Genomic DNA, 17,558 nt, shown 5'->3' with positions numbered 1-17,558 from the left:
ATACTGGGGGTCCCGCACATGCCGCACGCCACCTTCAGCGCGGCCTCCCCCACCTCGGACCGCCCTCCCATGCCGCAAGACTCGCCCGGACGACTGCCTCAAGAAGCCCCCGCCCGGCTGCCTCAAGAAGCCCTCGGACGTCGCGGCCATCGTCCGGCCGTCCTGGTCCTTGTCGCGCTGCTCCTCGCCACCGTTCTGGCACCCCTCTTCGGCGCCGGCCCGGCCGCCGCAGCCTCCGCATCCGGTACGGGTCCCGTCTCCACTTCCGGTACGGGTCCCGTCTCGGCATCGTCCGCGCGCGGCCGTGTGGCGCTCATCGGGGTGCCGGGGCTGCAGTGGAGCGACCTGGACGAGACCCGTACCCCCAACCTGTGGAAGCTGGTGGCCCACGGCGGCTCCGCGTCGCTGTCCACGCGTGCCGTGCCACCGCCCGACCGCGGCATCACCTGCCCGATAGCCGGATGGCTGACCGTGTCGGCGGGCCAGCGGGCCGGGACGCCCGGGCGTGGGTGCCCCGCTGTCCCGACACCCCAGGTCAGCGGCGGGGGCGCCACGGTCCCGGGCTGGTCGGAGTTGGCCGCGTACCAGGCCGAGACCGGGTACGACGCGCGGCTCGGCACCCTGGGCCAGCTCGTGACGTCCTCGGGCGGCCATGTCGCCGCCATCGGGCCAGGCGCCGCGGTGGCCGCCGCCGACGCGACCGGAAAAGTCGCCACATATGTCGACACGCCGGAAGCTCTCGGCGACCCGACTCCCTACAACCTGATCGTCATGGAAGTCGCCGACCTGGCCGACGCCTGGGCCCGCCAGCCGCTCGACGAGTACGGCGTACCGACCCCTCTCCCCACCGCTACGCGGCAGGCCGCCGCCGCGCAGGCGGACTTTCGCGTCGGCGACCTGCTCGGCATACTGCCGGGCGACACGGCCGTCCTGGTGGCGGGCCTCTCCGACATCACCACGAACCCCCACCTCCACGTCGCCATCGCCATCGGCCCCTCCCCGAGCGGGCGGCCGTACCAGCACGGCTATCTGACGGCGACCTCCACCCGCCAGGACGCCCTGGTCACGATCACCGACCTGACGGCCACCGCGATCCAACTGCTGGGTCTGGAGGCGCCTCGCGAGGTGGTCGGGCGCGCCTGGCAGACCGACGGTACGGCGAGCGCGGCCACACCCGTCGACACGGTCAACGAGCTGTCGGACAGTGACCTGGCCAGCCAGGTGCTTCGGGAGGTCCGGGGGCCGTTCTTCGCGGTGTTCGTGACGCTACAGCTGCTCTTCTACGCCTTCGCCGCCTTGGCCCTGCGCCGCCGTCGCCGCTCCGCCGGGGAAACGACCACCGATGCCACGCCTGCGGGAGTCGCGTCCGGTGAGGCGACGCCCGCTGAGAGCGAGTCCGATGTGGCCAAGTCCGCTGAGGCCCGGCCCGCTGAGAGCGGGTCCGGTGTCGCCGCATCCGCTGATGCCGGGTCCGGTGTAGCCGCGTCCGCTGAGGCCGGGGGCGCGGACCCCACCTCCGTGGGGACTCACGGTGACACCGGAGGGCCGTCGGCGGGGTCGGCGGGGGCTCTGCCGGGGTACGAGGCGGCGAGTGCTTCTCGGCTGCTGGCCGTCGTCCAGGTAGTGGCCGTGGTGAGCGGGTCTATCGCCGTCTCGACGTTCCTCGCGCAGCTGGTGCCGTGGTGGGCCCTGCCCCTGCCGATGCTCGGCGTCATCGTGACCATCCTCGCCTTCGCCGCGCTGATCACCGGACTGGCCTTCGCCGGGCCGTGGCGGGCGCACGTGCTCGGGCCCCTGACCGTGGTCGCGGGCATCACCTCCGTCGCCCTGCTCATCGACGTGATGACCGGTTCGAAGCTGCAGGTCAACGCGGTGACCGGCTATGAGCCTGTCACCGGGGGGCGGTTCTACGGGTTCTCCAACATCGCCTTCGCCGTGTACGCGACGGGGACCGTGCTCGCGCTGGCCGGTGTCGCTCAGTGGCTGCTCAGGAGGGGGGTGTCGAGGTTCGTGACGGTGGTGGTGTGCGGGGCGTATGGGGCGTTGGCGGTGTTCGCCGATGGGTGGCCGTCGTGGGGGGCGGACTTCGGCGGGGTCCCGGCCTTCGTGATCGGGCTGGCCGTCTTCCTGATCCTGCTCGCCGGGCGGCGGGTCTCGATCGTGAAGCTGCTGCTCGTCGGGGTGGCCGGAGGGGTGCTCATCGGGGGCATCTCGCTGTTCGACTGGCTGCGGCCGGCGGCGCAGCGCACCCATTTGGGGAATTTCGTCCAGCAGATCATCGACGGTCAGGCGTGGACGGTGATCGGGCGCAAGTTCAGCGCGATGATCGGCGTCACCGTCGGGAACTGGTCCCTCACGCTGCTCACGCTGGTCGCGCTCGTGTTCCTCTTCCGGGTGCTCAACCGGCCGTCCCGCTGGGGTGCTCCGGCGCTCGGTCAGGCGTACGCGCTCGCGCCGACCCTCCGGGCGGGCCTGTTCGGGGCGCTGACGTGCGCGTTCATCGGATTTCTGATCAACGACTCGGGCATCGCCATCCCGGCCATGGCGCTCACGGTGGCGGTGCCGTTGACGCTCGCGGCGTCCGTACGCGCGCTGCGGCTCGCCACGACCACCACACCAGAGCCGCCGTAAGCGCGAACAGGGCCCACGGAGCGATCCGCGACCTGACCACCGTAAGGAGCCAGTCGAGGTCCTGCGGCATGACCTTGTCGAGGACGCGGGCGGGCAGGTAGGCCAGGGACAGCACGAGCAGGTGCGTGAACAGCAACCCGTCGAGCGCCGACGCTCCGATCAGGGCGAGCATCCCGAACGCCAGGCCGTCGTACCAGGGCAGGATGTACGGAGTCGCGAACAGATAGGCGATGACGATCACGGCGGAGACGACGGGGGCGCTCAGCCCCTCCGACCCGTGGGCGTTCGCATAGCCCTGGTAGCCGTCGGACCTGGACACCAGGCGGAACAGTGACCACGCCACCAGAGCGAGCACCAGCAGCGAACCGATCTGGATCTCGCCCCGGTAGGCGCTGCCCGCGCCGACGATCGACTGCAGCCAGCCCTGGACGAGTTTCCAGAACGAGGCCAGCGAGATCGACTTGCTGGTGCGGGTCATCGGGCCGATCGCCTCGGAACCGACGATCACGTAGCCGACCACCACCACGGCCAGCGCGGTGCCCGCCATCAGGGCCAGGCGGGCGGGGCGCCGGCGCAGCTCCCAGGCGGGGCCGAGCGCCACGAGGCCTGAGTTGATCTTCACCGCCACGCCGAGGCCGAGCAGGAACCCTGAGCCGACCGGGCGGCTCCGCGCCAGGAGGGCGGCGACCATGCAGGCGATGGCCAGGGTGTCGACGTGCATACCGGCGACCAACTGGTAGAGCAGCAGCGGGTTGGCGGTCCAGAGCAGGGCCGCCCGCAACCGTCGGGCGGGATCGTCCCGGGTGAAACGGTCGATCAGCAGGCCCGTCGCGATGAACGCCGCCGCGTTGGCCAGCGCCAGGACGAAGATGGTCAACCGGAGCGAGTCACCGCCGATCCAGCTCGCCAGGGTTTGCACGGCCGTCGCCACCGGGCCGTAGACGCTCGGTTCCTCACGCCAGGGGGCTTCCACCGCGCGGGCGATGGGGTCGGTGGGCAGGTCGACGGCTCCGTGGGTGTACGGATTGACGCTCAACGTCACCATGCGTCCGTAGGCGGCGTAGTTGAGGTGATCGCCGGAGCCGGACGGAGGCAGGAACGCCAGCAGCGCGGCGGCCAGACAGCCGAGGCGCACCAGCAGCCGAGGATCCGGCAACCACTGACCGCCGCCGAACGACCACTGACTACCGCCGAACGACGCGAATCTGCCGCTGGCGGATAGCGGGGCGGCGGGTGAGGAGGTGGCGGGCGAGGAGTCGGCGGGCAGCGCGGACGCGCGGGAGAGGGCGAGCAGCAGGCCCAGCGAGCCGAGCGCGCCGAGCACGATCGCCGCCGCGCCGAGCCCCACCACGAGGTGGGGGTCGGGACGCACGTTCAGGGAGTATGGCGGCTGCCAGGCGGGGCCGCTCAGGGCAGGGACCATGACGGACGGGCCGAGGAGGCTGATGGCGATCGTCAGCAGGACCGAGGCGCCGATCGCCGCCGTGGCCGACTGGGCGAGCCGGCCTGGCGCCTTTCCGCGCCGCGTCTCCGAAGTCACCCGCAAATTCCAGCACACTCGCCGGAACGCTCAGGCCCGAGCCCGCCAGGCCGCCTTCGTCGACGGATCCTCGGTTCACCTGGCGAGTTGCGCCAGGAGCCGAGCCTTGCCCGAGCGGTCCAGCCAGGTGCTGAAGTCCGTGAGGGCGGGGTTGGCCTTGTGCAGCGGCTCGAGGTCGGTGTCGTAGTAGGTCTCGTTCGCCCAGGTGAAGACCTTCGCGACCTCGGGGTCGTGCTCCCAGAGGACGTCCAGCGGAATCCGGGTGTGCGGAATCTGGCGCCCGGCCGCCTTGCCGAGCGCGGCGGCGATCTGCGGGGCGGTCAGCCGGTCGCCGGTGATCTCCATCGCCTGCCCCAGGTAGGCGTCCGGGTCCGCGAAGGCCAGCGCGGCGAAGGCGCCGGTGTCGTAGATGGCGATGAGCTGCATGACCAGGTCGTCGTGCCAGGGCACGTTGAGCGAGCCGTTCTGGAAGAACCGCGCCGGGCTGGTGAAGTCCTCCATGAACCCGGCGGGCCGCAGGATCGTCGCGGGCACGCCCAGCTCGCGGATGCGCTCCTCGATCTGCCACTTGTCGATGGCGCCCCAGCCGTGCTCCACGTAGAAGCTGTTCTGGCTCTCGACGCCGCCGACCGAGGAGTACACGAGATGCCGCACGTCCGCGGCCTTGGCGGCGTCCGCGACGTTCTTGCCCTGGGCGATCTCGTTGTCGTTGGCGGACTGGACGCTGTAAATGCCGTACACGCCGTGGGCCGCCGCGTCGATGGAGGCGCGGTCGTCCAGGTCGCCGCGGACGAGCTCGGCGCCGGCGGCGGCGAGCGCGACGGCCGCGGGGGCGCTCTCGTCCCGGACGAGGGCGCGGACCCGCCAGCCGTCGGCGAGCAGGTGGCGGGCGGTGGCGCCGCCCTGGTTCCCGGTGGCGCCGGTGACGAGGACGGTCTTGTCGAGGGTGCTGTTCATGGCTCGCTCCAGGTGTTGCCGCTGTGTCGAGGTGACTGTATGACGAGATTTGAAAGTTAGTCAATCGACAAATATGAGTTGACCAGATCTCGTATGGGGTCATACGGTTCCTACGTGAGCGCCAACGCCGAACGACTCCGAGACCCGCAGCAGCGCGCCGAACGGGCCACCCGCATCCTCGACGTGGCAGCCGACCTGCTGCTGCGCCACGGCTACCGGCGGGTGACCATCGACGACGTGGCCGAGGGAGCCGGCATCGGCAAGGGCACGGTCTATCTGCACTGGAAGACCCGCGAGCAGCTGTTCAGCGTGGTCTTCGCCCGCGAGGTGCTCTACGCCATGGACGAGCTACGGCAGGCGCTGCGGCAGGACGCGAAGGCATGCCTGCTGCACAACTTCGCGCGCGCCTACTTCCTGGCCATCACCAGCCGCCCGCTGCTGCGCGGGTTCCTCCTGGCCGATCCGCACCTGCTCGGCAAGCTGACCAGCTCGCCCGATACCGCCCGCGACGAGCGGCACGGCACCATGGCGAGTGACTACCTCAATCTGCTCACCGAGTACGGGCTGCTCCGCGATGACATGCGCACCGACGAGATCGGCTACGCCTACCAGGCCACGTTCGAGGGTTTCCTGCGCGCCGAAGGCGATGCCTCCGCCGATGGTCCGGAGCAACGGGCGGACCTGCTCGCGCGGACCGTCCAACGCGCCTTCGAGAGCGAGGCGGCCATCCCCGAGGCCAGGCTGCGCGACCTCGCCGCGGCCACCGTCACCCTGCTCAACGACCTGATCGACGCCGATCGCGCCGAGTCGGGCATCCCCGAGGGCTGACGTCCAAGGACACTTACCGCAGATAGGGCAGGGCGGTTCGGAAGTCCCGCGCACCGCGGCCCTCTTCGACGGACGCGCCGCCGGAGCCCGCCCTACGCTTCCGTCCCCGCTCCCGCTCGATCATGATCTCCGCCACCGTCTCCTGGAGGCCGCCGCGGATCTCGACGTACTCCAGCAGACCAGTACGTTCCAGAGCGGTGAGCAGCCGGTCGGGAGGGCTGGCCAGGATGATGCGGCCGCTGCGCGTGGCCCGTACACGCTGTAACGCCACCGCCAGCGCCCCGATCAGGGAGGAGTCGTAGAACACCACGTCAGTCAGGTCGAACACCAGGATGGGCCCGTCGGACCAGTCCCATACCTCCCGGATGCGGGCGCTCAGGCGCGCCCGGCCGGCGTGATCCAGCTCGCCGCTCGCTCGAAGAACTGTGCAATGAACGTGTCGGATAGTGTCGATTCGCACCGCACGCGCGCTCATGGTTCGCACTCACTTCCAGTAGCGTCACCCTTCTTTCTGCCCGGGAAAAGCCGCATTCAACGGCTGGTCAGCGTGAAGGCCATCACACGCCGCGAAACCCCTGGCGTCTGGATGCCCGTGGTGCCCTAAACCAGGAATTCGGGGAGGATGCCCGGCGCGGCCCTCTCCGCCAGCGCGGGAGCGTCGCCCGCGGCGAGGTCGGGGATGCGGTAGCCCTGTTCGCCCGCCGCCACCGCGGCCGTCAGCGTCACGACACCGGCCCGCCTGCCGAACGGCGAGGAGCTGAAGGTCCAGGCGACGATGCCGGTACGGCGCAGCGCGAGCGTGTCGCGGCTGAACGTGCCGGACCGCGCCAGCAGATAGTCGCCATCGACGGCGTGACCCAGGTTGCGGTAGGCGTCCCGGGCCAGCCACCAGACGATCGGCGTCGCCACGACCAGGAAGATGCCCGCGACGAGCGGCAGGCCGAGCGCGGCCACGGCGACGGCCACGGGAAGGACCACCAGCGTCAGACCGCGCATGACGCGGCGCCGCAGTGCGACGCGGGGATGGCGGAGCATGGGCCGGTCGGCCACCTTGCCGGTGAGCCGCTCGACCACGCGCAGGGCCTCGGCGCGGGGGGCGGGTGGCAGCAGCGAGCTGCGGCGCCGGTTCTCCTCGTCGTCGCCGAGCCCGCTGGCCACGGCGGTGACCTTGGCGCCGCCACCGGCCCGGAGCAGCAGCGGTTCGCGCAGGAGTACGCCACGCAGCCGCTCGCGGCCCATCGACACCGATCGGGTCGTGAACAGGCCGCGGCGCACCGCGAGTGTGCCGGAGTCCGCCCATTCCAGGCGGTAGTTCCACCAGTTCTCGGCGTACAGCGCGGTCGCCCCCACACTGCCGACGACCAAGAAGGCCAGGAACGTCAGCGGGATCGTCACCCAGACCGCGCCGGCCGCGAGGTCGCGCAGGAAGCCGAGGCGCCACGGCTCGATCCCGATGTCGTTGAGGATCCGATACGCGGTGCCGAGGACCACGAACACGCCGCCGATCGTCCAGAACGTCAGCGGCGCGTAGCGCACCCACCGCGGGTCGAACATGGCCAGCACCGGATCGGCGCTCTCCCGCGTATCGGCCCGCCGCAGCAGCTCACCCCGCAGCCGGGCCGCGTCCTGCCGGGACAGGGCCTCCAGCCGGAGCTCGTCGCGGTCGGCGGTGCCCGCGCGCAGGACGGCGAGGCCGAGGAGACGGTGTACGAGGTTCGCGGTCAGGTCGACGTTGCGGATCCGGCTCAGCGGCACCGAGCGGAGCCTGCGGACGAACAACCCCGAGCGCACCTCGAAGTGCTCGCCGGTCACCCGGTATCGGGTGCGCAGCCAGCGCGCCAGGCCGTTGGCGCTGAGGACGGCGAAGGTCAGGGCGATCGAGCCGAGCGTGATCCAGGCCCGCGGGTCGGACCGGCCGCCGGTGGCGAGCGCGGTCAGCCCGACCGACGCCAGCGGCGCGACCAGCCAGAAGCAGTGCGCCGCGATGACGCGCCCATCAAGCCGCCGCCACCGCCCGTCCGCCCGTACGTCCGACCCGTCCACTCGCGCGTTCGGCTCGTCCGCCCGCGCGTCCGGCTTGTTCACGTGCTCGGCCGGCCCGTTCACGCGGCATCACCCGGTACGGCCTGCGCCGCGGCGCCGATGCGGCGGGCGAGCTCCTCGGCGTCGGCGTCGGCCAGGCCGGCGATCTTCACGTTGCCGGCCGTCGAGGCGGTGGTCACGGTCACCGTGGCCAGCCCGAGCGACTGCTGGATGGGGCCGCGCATGGTGTCGACCGTCTGCACCCGGGACAGCGGCGCGATCCGCCGCTTCTGCCAGAACCACCCGCTGGCCGAGTAGACGGCGAGCTCCCCCAGCTCCCACGCGTGCACCCGGTAGCGCCAGCGCGGCATGACCGTCAGATAGACGACCGCGGGCAGCACCAGGACGACCAGCAGCAGCGGCCCCAGCCAGACCAGCGCCCCGGGAAAGAACAGCAGCGACAGCACGAACAAGCACAGCGCCGTCAGCAGCGCCGGCCCCGACAGGGCCACCAGCGCCTGGAGCGTCCACCATCGTCTGGCCCTGGGATCGACCCTGTGCAGCGGCGGGCGGAGGTTGTTCACGCGGCGCGTCCTTTCCAAGTCAGCTGTATTTTTTCGACCATAGCAAGACAGCTGACTTGGATCAACCGCCGAAGAGCCGGGCCAGCTGCCCGTCCATCAGCGCCACCGTCTCCTCGGCGGTGTGCACGCCCAGGTGGAAGTTGGCGCGCAGCCCGTCGGCCAGGCTGACCAGCAGCGCCGCCTCGGCCGCCGGATCGCGGGACCCGTCGATGTCGCCCGCCCGCATGGCCAGCGCGATCTGGCCCTCCAGCACGCCACGCAGCGCCAGCGCGCGCTTGCGGGCGTAGTCACGCAGCGGCTCACTGCGCGCGGCCTCCAGCAGGAAGCTGATGTTGATCAGGCTGCCCGCCTCCGCCGCCCGGTCGACGGGGAGCATCTCCAGCACGATGGCCCGGAGCCTGGCCCGTGGCGCCTGCGATCCGGCGGCCAGCATGCGCTCGGCCACGCGCTCGACGTTCTTCCTGTTCATGAACTCGACCGCGAAGACCATCATGTCCTCACGGTTGGTGAAATAGTGCTGGAGCTGGCCGAGCGACATGTCCGCCGCCGCGGCGACCTCTCTCAGGCTCACCCGGTCGAGCCCCCGGGCCTGCGCCACCCGCCACAGCGCCTTGGCGATCTGGGTACGCCGGGCCTCGTGGTCCACCTGCTTGGGCACCCGTACTCCTCTCTTTTTACGTCCCTTAACGGTACTCAATACGTATGACTTGGCATAACCAGAGCGAGGAGAAGTGCACCCCGTACCCGAACGTGCGAACGTGATCTGGTGCATCGCTGAAGGGAGTGCCGGTGGGCATCATTTCGCGCGGCTTCCAGGGCCGGCGCAGGGGCGACGACGACCGGTTGCCGCCCGGCCAATACCTGGTCGACGACTTCCCGGTGCTGTCGACCGGGCCGACGCCGCGGATCCCGTTGGAGCGGTGGGAGTTCGCCATCGACACCGAGGCCGAGCAGACCCACCGGTGGACCTGGCCGGAGCTGATGGCGCTGCCGCAGGAGACGCCGACGGTCGACATCCACTGCGTCACCAAATGGTCCAAGCTCGGCACCGGCTGGCAGGGCGTCTCGCTGGACACGCTGTTCGAGAATGTCGAGTCGGCCGCTGAATACGCGCTGGCCTACTCGTACGGCGGCTACACCACGAACCTCCCCCTGGAGGACCTGCTCGACGGCAAGGCGTGGATCGTCCACAAGTTCGACGGCGAGGAGCTCGCACCCCAGCACGGCGGCCCGGCCCGGCTGCTGGTGCCGCACCTGTACCTGTGGAAGTCGGCCAAGTGGATCCACGGCATCCGGCTGCTCGACGAGGACTGGCCGGGCTTCTGGGAGACCGCCGGCTACCACAACTACGGCGACCCGTGGCGCGAGCAGCGCTACGAGGGCGACTAGGTGCGCCGCCTGACCTGGCGGCCCGCCAGGCTGACCGCGCTGCGCGACGAGACCGCCAGCGCCCGCACGCTGGTCTTCCAGGTGCCGGGCTGGCCGGGGCACCTGGCCGGACAGCACGTGGACGTGCGGCTGACCGCCGAGGACGGCTACAGCGCCCAGCGCAGTTACTCGATATCCGCCCCGGCCGACGGCGACACGGTCGAGCTCACTGTCGAACGCGTACCAGACGGGGAGGTCTCGCCGTACCTCACGGAGGTCATAGCGCCCGGTGACCAGGTGGAGATCCGTGGGCCGGTCGGCGGCTGGTTCGTCTGGCGGCCCGAGAGCACCTCACCGGTGCTGCTGGTCGGCGGCGGCTCGGGCATCGTCCCGCTGATGGCCATGATCCGCGAGCGTCGCCGGGCAGGCAGCCGGGTGCCGTTCCGGCTGCTGTACTCACTGCGCGAGCCCGGCAGCCGCTACTACGCCGAGGAGCTGCGCCGTCCCGACGCCGGGCTCGACGTCGGCTACATCTACACGCGAGCCGTGCCGGACGGCTGGCCCCGCCCGGCCGGGCGCCTCCTGCTGGACGACCTGGCGGAAGGCGGCTGGCCCGCCGGCTTCGAGCCGGAGTGCTACGTCTGCGGGCCGACGGGGTTCGTCGAGGCGACCGCCGACCTGCTGCTCGCGCTCGGGCACGCGCCCGAGCGCATCAGAACCGAACGCTTCGGCCCGACCGGAGGCTGACATGACCGCTGAACACCTGGATGGCAACGCCCTCGCCGGCCCGCTGAGCGAGATCTTCGCCGTGGATGTCACCGCGGCCGTCGGCCGCTGCGCGAGCTGCGGGCTGACCGGCCCCGTAGCCGAACTCCGCGTGTATGGTCCCGAACCGGGGCTGGTCGCCCGCTGCCCCGGCTGCGACGAGGTCGTACTGCGTCTGGTACGCGGGCCGGGCGCGGCGTGGCTCGACCTGCGCGGCGCGGTGTCGTTGCGCGTGCGACTGCCCGAATAGCGGATCTCACTCGATCCGGCTTAGTACACTCGGCAGGTCCAACCGGCCGAGATCTGTACGGCGGAGGTCTTGGCCATGGGCGGCGGCCCGTTGGCCCTGTCCCATGGGAGTCACGTGAACCGCGGGCTGCTGGACGCGCCACCATCCCCACAAGCGCCGGCCCGCGGCCGCAAACGCTGGCTGAGGTGGACGGTCGCGATCGTGATGACGATCGTGCTGGTGATCGCGGGCGTCGCGGTCGGCGTCTACCTCAAGCTGTACGGCAACGTGAAGCACGACGCCGTCTCGGCCGAGGACCTCGGCGCGTCCCGTCCGCCCAAGGTGGCGGACACCGCGATGAACGTGCTGATCGTCGGCTCCGACCAGCGCGACGGCAAGAACGCCAAGTACGGCCGCCGCGTCGCAGGTGAGCGTACCGACACGATCATGCTGGCCCACGTCTCGTCGAAGCGGGACAACGCCATGGTCGTCAGCTTCCCGCGCGACTCGCTCGTGCAGCTGCCCGCCTGCCGCGCCAAGGCCGGACTGACCGGGCAGCAGCCGCACCTGGGCATGATCAACGAGTCGTTCAACTCCGGCGGCATCGCCTGCACCTGGAAGACGATCGAGTCGCTCACCGGCATCCACATCGACCACTTCGTCAAGGTCGACTTCACCGGCTTCAAGAGCATGGTCGACGCCGTGGGCGGCGTGGAGATCTGCCTGCCCGAGGCGGTCAACGACAAGAAGGCGCTGCTCCACCTGGCCGCCGGGCGGCAGACGGTCAACGGCGAGCAGGCGCTCGGCTACGTCCGTGCCCGCTACAGCATGGGCGACGGCTCCGACATCGGGCGGATCCAGCGCCAGCAGATGTTCATCGCGTCGATGGTGAAGAAGGTCATGAGCGGGCAGACGCTCACCGACCCGGCCAAACTCTTCAACTTCCTCGACGCCGGCACCAAGGCCGTCACCACCGACCCCGACCTCACCCCCGGTGTGATGAAGGACCTGGCGACCAGCTTGCAGGGCCTCAACGCGGGGCAGATCCGCTTCATCACCACGCCGTGGCACTACTCACTCACCCAGCCGGGCCGGGTGGAATGGGTCCAGCCGCAGGCCGGGAAGTTGTTCCAGATCGTGTCCAAGGACGAGAGCGTGCAGGGCGTCAAGGGCGGGCAGACCAAGGTGTCCAGGTCCAAGATGCAGATCGAGCTGCGCAACGGCACCTACCGCACCGGTCTCGGCACGCAGGTGGCCGCCTCGTTGGAGCAGCGGGGCTACCACATCACCAAGATCGGCGACACGGCCCGCAAGCCGAACGCCAAGACGACGATCTTCTACGGACCCAAGGGCGAGACGGGCGTCCCGACCCTGACCAAGGACCTGCTCACATCCACGACGCGGTTGGTGGCGGGGGCGCAGACGAGCCGGTTGGTGCTGGTGATCGGCGACGACTGGAAGGGCACCAAGCCCATCCGCACCGACGACACCGAGGCACTGAAGGGCTTCGACGCGACCCACGACACCTGCGCGGCATCCTGACCACGCGACTCGCGACCCACGACACCCGCACGTCCAGATCAGGGGTCAGGAGATCAGGGGTCAGGCGATGAAGGCCGACAGTGCCGCCAGCGCCTCCACCACCTGGTGGGCGTCCGGGGTGCTCTCCGGGTCCAGGAGCCATTGGATCATCAGGCCGTCCGAGATCGCGATCAGGACCGCGATCAGGGCGTCCGGCGCGAACCCCAGCTCCACCCCCAGCTCCCCCGCCGCCCTGTTGATCATGTCGACGCCCGCCTTCCTGGCCCTGGCGTAGACGGCGGCCAGCTTCTCCCTCAGCACGTCCTCACGCAGGGCGGCCGGGTATGCCTCCACGGCCAGGACCAACTGCGGCCGCATCTCCGCGAAGACGTCGACCAGGGCCACCATGGCGCGTTCGAGCATCTCCTTCGGGCCGGCCAGCGGGCCCCCGAAGACCGACTCCTCCACGTGCTCGATCCAGGCGTCATAGGCGGCCACGATCGCCTCGTTGAGCAGGGCGTCCTTGCCGCCGAAGTGGTAGCCGATGGAGGCCAGGTTGGTGCCCGACGCGGCGACCAGGTCGCGGGCAGTCGTACGGGCGTAGCCCTTCTCCTGCAGGCAGCTGACCGCCGCCGCCAGAAGTCTCTCCCGGTATCCACCGAGCTCTGTTCTCGACACGCGTTCTATGCTAGCGATATATACGATCGTCTATGACGTACGTATATATACGACAGAGAGGTCGAACGATGCTTCCCCCTGGACCGAGACTCCCCGCGCTGCTCCAGACCGCCTGGCTGCTGAGCGACCCGATAGGCGCGCTCGAGAAGTGCCGCCGCAAATACGGTCCGATCTTCACCGTCCGCCTCTTCGGCTTCCCGCCCGAGGTCTACGTCGCCACCCCCGAGCTGGCCGAGCAGGTCTACCGGCTCGACCAGGGCGGCGGACGGGCCGGTCGCGTCCGGCGCGACTTCCTTGAGCCGATGGTCGGCGCGCACTCCCTGCTCACCCTGGACGACGAGCCGTGGTGGCGGCACCGGCGGCTGCTCACCCCGCCGCTCCGTGCCAAGCAGATCGCCGGGTACGAGGGCGAGATCGCCGCCATCGCCGCCGAGAAGATCGCGACCTGGCCGCTCGGCACCCCGTTCGCGCTGCGCGACCGCATGCAGGAGATCACCCTGGAGGTCATACTCCGGCTGGTCTTCGGCATCCGCGACGGCCGGCGGCTCGACCGGCTACGCGGGCTGTTGCCGAAGCTGATCGAGGTCGGCGGCTCGCCGGCGATGATGGTGCTGCCGCCCCGGCTGCGCGAGGCCTCGCGGCGGCTGCCGTTCACGCCGTACGCGCGGTTCCTGCGGCTGCGCGCGGCCGTCGACGAGATCCTGTTCGACGAGATCGGCCGGCGGCGCGCCGAGCCGGGCGGCACCGACGTGCTGGGCAGGCTGCTCGAGACCGAGCTCGGGGACCAGGAAGTGCGCGACGAGCTGATCACCCTGCTCATCGCCGGTCACGAGACGACGGCCACGGGGCTGGCGTGGGCGTTCGAGCGGCTGCTGCGCACCCCTGACGTGCTCGACCGGCTGCCGCATGACGAGGAGTATCTCGATGCCGTGGTCAAGGAGGCACTGCGCGTCAGGCCGGTCGTCTTCGAGGCGCCCCGGCTGGTCGACGCCCCGCTGCGGCTGGGCGACTATGAGGTGCCCGCGGGATGGTACGCGGCACCGCTCATCGCACTCATCCACCAGGACCCGTCGATCTGGCCGTCACCTGAGGAATTCAGGCCCGAACGCTTCCTGGACGGCGCGGACGCCCACGGCAAGGCGTGGATGCCCTTCGGCGGCGGCCGGCGCTTCTGCGTCGGCGCCCAACTCGCCCTCCTGGAGATGCGCGTCATCCTCCGAGAGGTGCTGGGCCGCCTGGAGCTCTCCGCGCCGGATCCGGCGCCGGAGGCCAGGCGGCTCAAGCTCGTCACCCTTGCCCCTGCGAAGCTGACACGCGTCAGCGCGCGTGCTCGGACTCCTGCTCGGACGCCGTAGTCGGGTGCATCTCGTCATGCGGCGAGTCGGCGCCCAGCTCCTTGCGGAGCCGGTCGTAGTCGATGTTGTGATCAGTGTACTTAAGCTGGCGAGCGACCTTCGTCTGCTTCGCCTTGGCTCTTCCTCGGCCCATGGCTACTCCCTAGTCCCCGCTGTCATCTTAGCCAACAACGTTACGACTTGAAGAACTATGCAAGTGCGCTGGATTAGTCTGACACTATGCACGTGGAGGTCTACCAGGCCAAGGCCGATTTCTTCCGAACTCTCGGCCACCCCGCTCGCATCAAAGTGCTGGAGCTACTCCAGGAAGGCCCGCTCCCCGTCCGGGAACTCCTGGCCCAGATCGACATCGAGCCGTCGAGCCTCTCCCAGCAACTGGCCGTGCTGCGAAGAGCCGGGATCGTGAGCGCCATCCGCGAGGGCAGCACCGTCGTCTACACGCTGGCCACCCCTGAGCTGGCCGATCTGCTCGGGGCCGCCCGCCGCATCCTCACCGACATGCTCGCCGACCAGGGCGAGCTGCTCGCGGAGCTACGAGCCGAGGTTCCCTGACCGTGGAGCGTCACCGTCTATGACGTTGAGCACACTGTCAATTGGCCGAAAGTCGGGGTAGGAGCTGGTCTTTCCGCAGTGTCGGGCGCTTCGGGACCTTCCTACGCTGCTGCCCATGATCAGAACTCGCCGCGACGCCGCGGCCGTCCTCCTCAGTCTGACGCTGCCCCTGTCGGTCGCGACGGCCCCCTCGATGTCGGCCCCGGCCGCCGCGGCCTCATCCGCGGACCGTTCCGACACGCGCCTGGCGATCCCGCACCCCACCGGTCAGTACGACGTCGGGCGCGACACCCTGCATCTCGTCGACGGCAAGCGCCGCGACCCGTGGGTGCCAGGTGCGGGCGCGCGTGAGCTGATGGTGTCCATGTACTACCCGGCCGGCACCGGCGGGAGCGCCGCTCCGTACATGACCGTGGACGAGGCCCGGCTCCTTCTCAAGGGGCAGAAGCTCGACACCCTCTTCAAAGCCGAGCTGCTGGCCGGCACGCGCACGAACGCACGCGTCGGCGCCCGCCCGGTCGGCGGCAGGCACCCCTTGGTGGTGCTCTCCCCGGGCTTCACCCTCAACCGCGCCACCCTGACCACGCTCGCCGAGGAGCTCGCCTCCAAGGGCTACGTCGTCGCACTCGTCGATCACGCCTACGAGTCGTACGGCACCACTTTCCCAGGCGGCCGCACGCTGACCTGCGTCGCATGCGAGACGGTGGAGAAGGCTCCCTCCGATGAGGAGGAGAAGAAGCTGCTGGGCAAGGCCGCCGCCGGCCGGGCGGCCGATATCTCCTTCGTCATCGGCCAACTGACCCGCGCCGATGGACACGCGCCTGTCTGGAAGCGCTGGAAGTTGATCGATCCGCGGCGAATCGGCGCCGCCGGTCACTCGCTCGGCGGCAATGCCGCGGCGAGCGTCATGGCCGCGGACCGCCGTGTACGCGCCGGGGTGAACATGGACGGCACGTTCTTCGAGCCGGTTCCGATTGCCGGTCTCGGCAAACGGCCGTTCCTCATGCTCGGCACCAAGGCCCAGCACTCGCCCGACTCCACGGACACGAGCTGGGCGCGAGACTGGCGACGCCTGGACGGCTGGAAGCGTTGGCTGACAGTGGCCGACGCCGGCCACTTCACCTTCATCGACCTGCCCATCCTGGGCGGGCAGGCGGGGATCACCGACCCCAAGGCGCCGCTCTCCGGAACGCGGTCGGGCCAGATCACCACAGCGTACGTGGGCGCCTTCTTCGACCAGCACCTACGTGGCGAACACCAGGAGTTGCTGGACGGCCCGTCCACCGCCAACCCCGAGGTCTTTTTCCAGAACCCCTAGAGACCGCGTTGAGGACGCTCCTGCTTGTTCCTACTCGTCGGCAGGGGTGCCGGCGGCGGCCGCGCGGCGGGCACGGGCCTGGACGACCTTGGGGTAGCGGGCGGTGAAGACGGCCGGGGCGGCGAACGTGATCACCTTGATGGCGATGACCACGGCCGTCGCGTGCGGCGCGGCGGCCAGCACGAACGTCAGCGATACGGCGGCGATGGTGAACGCGCTCGCCCAGACCGTGGTGATGACCGCGTTGACCCGGTAGAAGGCCGGGGTGTTCCAGGCCTCCTTGGGCGCCATGGTGCGCGCGATGCCGAGCGTGAACGGTCTGCGGATGGCCAGCGAGCCCCAGGCGGTGCCCGCCAGCCAGACGTTGACCAGCGCCGGGCCGTACGGCGTGAGGAACGAATGCGGATCGATCAGCGAGAGGACGGTGAGGCAGGCGAAGAACACCGCGGCGCTCGACTCGATCACCATCTCGTCCCAGGCCCGCCCCGCTCGGCGGTCCACGACGACGAGGATCAGCGCGATGACGAGGCCGGTGATGGCGCCCCAGCGCCACTCGTCTCCGGTGGCGATGATCGCGTAGAGGATCCAGGGGGCGAATCCCAGCAGGCCGCGCATGTCAATCTCCCTACGACATTCCTATGTAGACATGTCGAAGGTAGAACCTGCGAGCTCGATATGTCAATATAGGAATATGAGTCTTCGACATGCCGCGCTCGGCCTGCTTTCCGAGGGACCGGCGAGCGGCTATGACCTGATGAAGATGTTCGACGTCTCCCTCGCGAACGTCTGGCCGGCCACGCAGAGCCAGCTCTACGCCGAGCTCGGCAAGCTGGCCGACGCCGGGTTGGTGAGCGTGGCGGCCGAGGGGCCGCGCGGCCGCAAGGAGTATGCCATCACCGAAGAGGGCCTGGCCGAGCTGCGCCACTGGCTCATCGAGGTGGAGCCGGTCCGGAACGTACGCAGCGACATGCTGTTGCGCGTGTTCTTCCTGGCCCAGGTGGATCCGTCACAGGCCAAGGACTACCTGCGGCGGCAGGCGGAGATGGCGGCCGAACGTCTGGCGCACATAGAGAGCATCAGGGACTTCGTGGAGTCCGGGCAGGACAATCTGTCGGTGTACGGGAGGCTCGTGCTGGAGTACGGCCACCACCTCAGCACCACGGCGCGGGACTGGGCCGAATGGGCCGAAGGGCAGATCCGTTAGGCTCGC

19 protein-coding genes are annotated in these 17,558 nt (G+C 70.1%); 10 read left to right on the top strand and 9 right to left on the bottom strand.

Going from position 1 to position 17,558, the window contains the following annotated elements:
• The first annotated feature begins 18 nt into the window (after nt 1-18).
• Nucleotides 19-2,631: a hypothetical protein gene (locus tag ACIBO2_RS20175; protein WP_397298341.1), complete on the top strand. Its 2,613-nt coding sequence runs from the start codon at nt 19-21 to the stop codon at nt 2,629-2,631.
• On the opposite strand, the gene mptB is transcribed toward ACIBO2_RS20175, so the two are convergent.
• Nucleotides 2,549-4,171, bottom strand: a complete 1,623-nt coding sequence (gene mptB, locus ACIBO2_RS20170; RefSeq protein WP_397298339.1) for a polyprenol phosphomannose-dependent alpha 1,6 mannosyltransferase MptB — start codon at nt 4,169-4,171, stop codon at nt 2,549-2,551. The genes ACIBO2_RS20175 and mptB overlap by 83 nt on opposite strands.
• A gap of 75 nt (nt 4,172-4,246) precedes the next feature.
• Complete coding sequence (locus ACIBO2_RS20165; protein WP_397298337.1) at nt 4,247-5,128, bottom strand: NmrA/HSCARG family protein; 882 nt, start codon at nt 5,126-5,128, stop codon at nt 4,247-4,249.
• Nucleotides 5,129-5,242: 114 nt separating this feature from the next.
• On the opposite strand from ACIBO2_RS20165, the gene ACIBO2_RS20160 reads away from it, so the two are divergent.
• Nucleotides 5,243-5,956, top strand: a complete 714-nt coding sequence (locus tag ACIBO2_RS20160; RefSeq protein ID WP_397298335.1) for a TetR/AcrR family transcriptional regulator — start codon at nt 5,243-5,245, stop codon at nt 5,954-5,956.
• Between the two features lie 13 nt (nt 5,957-5,969).
• Here ACIBO2_RS20160 and ACIBO2_RS20155 read toward each other — a convergent pair whose 3' ends face one another.
• The 4 genes from ACIBO2_RS20155 to ACIBO2_RS20140 form a co-directional block, all read right to left on the bottom strand.
• The gene (locus ACIBO2_RS20155; protein ID WP_397298333.1) at nt 5,970-6,416 is read right to left on the bottom strand and encodes an STAS domain-containing protein; all 447 of its coding nucleotides are present in this window, start codon (nt 6,414-6,416) and stop codon (nt 5,970-5,972) included.
• Between the two features lie 140 nt (nt 6,417-6,556).
• The gene (locus ACIBO2_RS20150) at nt 6,557-8,062 is read right to left on the bottom strand and encodes a PH domain-containing protein (protein WP_397298331.1); all 1,506 of its coding nucleotides are present in this window, start codon (nt 8,060-8,062) and stop codon (nt 6,557-6,559) included.
• On the bottom strand, nt 8,059-8,562 hold the full coding sequence (locus ACIBO2_RS20145; RefSeq protein WP_358534631.1) for a PH domain-containing protein: 504 nt from the start codon (nt 8,560-8,562) through the stop codon (nt 8,059-8,061). Before ACIBO2_RS20145 ends, ACIBO2_RS20150 begins: the two co-directional genes overlap by 4 nt.
• A gap of 61 nt (nt 8,563-8,623) precedes the next feature.
• A complete protein-coding gene (locus ACIBO2_RS20140) occupies nt 8,624-9,220 on the bottom strand; it encodes a TetR/AcrR family transcriptional regulator (protein ID WP_357960995.1) in 597 nt (198 codons plus the stop codon).
• A gap of 131 nt (nt 9,221-9,351) precedes the next feature.
• On the opposite strand from ACIBO2_RS20140, the gene ACIBO2_RS20135 reads away from it, so the two are divergent.
• The 4 genes from ACIBO2_RS20135 to ACIBO2_RS20120 all read left to right on the top strand — a co-directional run bounded on the left by ACIBO2_RS20135 (nt 9,352) and on the right by ACIBO2_RS20120 (nt 12,466).
• Nucleotides 9,352-9,951: a sulfite oxidase-like oxidoreductase gene (locus tag ACIBO2_RS20135; protein WP_358534629.1), complete on the top strand. Its 600-nt coding sequence runs from the start codon at nt 9,352-9,354 to the stop codon at nt 9,949-9,951.
• A complete protein-coding gene (locus ACIBO2_RS20130) occupies nt 9,952-10,677 on the top strand; it encodes a ferredoxin reductase (RefSeq protein ID WP_397298328.1) in 726 nt (241 codons plus the stop codon). It abuts the gene before it with no gap.
• 1 nt (nt 10,678) lies between these two features.
• Nucleotides 10,679-10,945 (top strand): DUF6510 family protein, encoded by a 267-nt coding sequence (locus ACIBO2_RS20125; RefSeq protein ID WP_357653336.1) that lies wholly within the window; start codon nt 10,679-10,681, stop codon nt 10,943-10,945.
• Between the two features lie 114 nt (nt 10,946-11,059).
• Nucleotides 11,060-12,466 (top strand): LCP family protein, encoded by a 1,407-nt coding sequence (locus ACIBO2_RS20120; protein ID WP_397298326.1) that lies wholly within the window; start codon nt 11,060-11,062, stop codon nt 12,464-12,466.
• A 60-nt stretch (nt 12,467-12,526) separates the two neighbouring features.
• Here ACIBO2_RS20120 and ACIBO2_RS20115 read toward each other — a convergent pair whose 3' ends face one another.
• Entirely contained in the window at nt 12,527-13,123 is a 597-nt protein-coding gene (locus ACIBO2_RS20115; RefSeq protein WP_358534625.1) for a TetR family transcriptional regulator, read from the bottom strand.
• Between the two features lie 68 nt (nt 13,124-13,191).
• On the opposite strand from ACIBO2_RS20115, the gene ACIBO2_RS20110 reads away from it, so the two are divergent.
• A complete protein-coding gene (locus ACIBO2_RS20110; protein WP_358534623.1) occupies nt 13,192-14,478 on the top strand; it encodes a cytochrome P450 in 1,287 nt (428 codons plus the stop codon).
• Here the strand turns inward: ACIBO2_RS20110 and ACIBO2_RS20105 are convergent.
• Entirely contained in the window at nt 14,441-14,611 is a 171-nt protein-coding gene (locus ACIBO2_RS20105) for a DUF3073 domain-containing protein (protein WP_358437197.1), read from the bottom strand. The two genes, ACIBO2_RS20110 and ACIBO2_RS20105, sit on opposite strands and share 38 nt — an antisense overlap.
• Before the next feature lie 86 nt (nt 14,612-14,697).
• Here ACIBO2_RS20105 and ACIBO2_RS20100 point away from each other — a divergent pair, with 86 nt between their 5' ends.
• Entirely contained in the window at nt 14,698-15,030 is a 333-nt protein-coding gene (locus ACIBO2_RS20100; protein WP_358437194.1) for a metalloregulator ArsR/SmtB family transcription factor, read from the top strand.
• A gap of 115 nt (nt 15,031-15,145) precedes the next feature.
• Nucleotides 15,146-16,348 carry an alpha/beta hydrolase gene (locus ACIBO2_RS20095; protein ID WP_358534621.1) on the top strand — a complete coding sequence of 401 codons (1,203 nt, stop codon included), beginning with the start codon at nt 15,146-15,148 and terminating at the stop codon, nt 16,346-16,348.
• Nucleotides 16,349-16,378: 30 nt separating this feature from the next.
• On the opposite strand, the gene ACIBO2_RS20090 is transcribed toward ACIBO2_RS20095, so the two are convergent.
• Nucleotides 16,379-16,963 (bottom strand): hypothetical protein, encoded by a 585-nt coding sequence (locus tag ACIBO2_RS20090; RefSeq protein WP_358534619.1) that lies wholly within the window; start codon nt 16,961-16,963, stop codon nt 16,379-16,381.
• Nucleotides 16,964-17,039: 76 nt separating this feature from the next.
• Between ACIBO2_RS20090 and ACIBO2_RS20085 the strand changes: the two genes are divergently transcribed.
• The gene (locus ACIBO2_RS20085) at nt 17,040-17,552 is read left to right on the top strand and encodes a PadR family transcriptional regulator (RefSeq protein ID WP_358534617.1); all 513 of its coding nucleotides are present in this window, start codon (nt 17,040-17,042) and stop codon (nt 17,550-17,552) included.
• Nucleotides 17,553-17,558 lie beyond the last annotated feature (6 nt).

The sequence above is a fragment of the Nonomuraea sp. NPDC050022 genome, assembly GCF_044460705.1.
Taxonomy (GTDB): Bacteria; Actinomycetota; Actinomycetes; order Streptosporangiales; family Streptosporangiaceae; genus Nonomuraea.
The sequence above is the reverse complement of the archived record's forward strand: the minus strand, read 5'-3'. Positions and strand labels throughout refer to the sequence as shown.